The sequence below is a fragment of the Candidatus Skiveiella danica genome, assembly GCF_022705245.1.
In the GTDB taxonomy this organism is placed as follows: domain Bacteria; phylum Pseudomonadota; class Gammaproteobacteria; order Burkholderiales; family Burkholderiaceae_C; genus Skiveiella; species Skiveiella danica.
In genome coordinates this window covers 425-1,031 of record NZ_JAKJEW010000091.1, presented here as the reverse complement: position 1 = coordinate 1,031, position 607 = coordinate 425, and the positions used below count along the sequence as shown (strand labels likewise).

Sequence of the window (607 nt, the reverse complement as noted above, 5' to 3'; positions counted from 1 at the left end):
CACCGTGGAGCACCTGCTTTCGGCCTTCCGGGGCCTGGGGATCGACAACGCCGTCGTGGAAGTGGACACCTTCGAAGTGCCGATCATGGACGGAAGTTCCCAGCCGTTTATCAGCACCCTGAAGAAAGTGGGCCTGAAGACGCTCCGAAAGCCCCGCCGGTATCTCAAGGTCAAAAAGACCGTTTCCGTCTCCGAGGGGGAGAGCATGGCCATGCTGGAGCCGTCCCCCGATTTCCGCATCACCTACAAAATCGATTTTCCCCATCCCGCCGTGGGGACGCAGAGTTTCCACATGGTCTTTACCCCCGAAGCCTACGAAAAAGAGATCAGTTCGGCCAGGACCTTCGGATTCCTGAGAGACGTGGAGTATCTGCAGGCGAAGGGGCTTGCCCTCGGCGGCTCGCTGCAGAACGCCGTTGTCCTCGACGATGAGAGGGTGATCAACAAGGAAGGGCTCCGCTCGCCCGACGAGTTCGTCAAGCACAAGATCCTCGATGCCGTGGGGGATTTGTACCTCATCGGCATGCCGATTCTCGGCCACTTCACGGCCTACAAATCGGGCCACAGACTCAACACCCAGCTTCTGAAGGCGCTGCTTGCCGGCGAG

The 607-nt window shown here is 59.6% G+C and carries 1 protein-coding gene; it reads left to right on the top strand.

Annotation, left to right across the window (positions count from 1 at the left end; translation table 11 throughout):
- Nucleotides 1–607, top strand: a 607-nt coding sequence (lpxC, locus tag ACMUOY_RS20125; RefSeq protein WP_413894510.1) for a UDP-3-O-acyl-N-acetylglucosamine deacetylase, incomplete at both ends; no start/stop codon positions are given.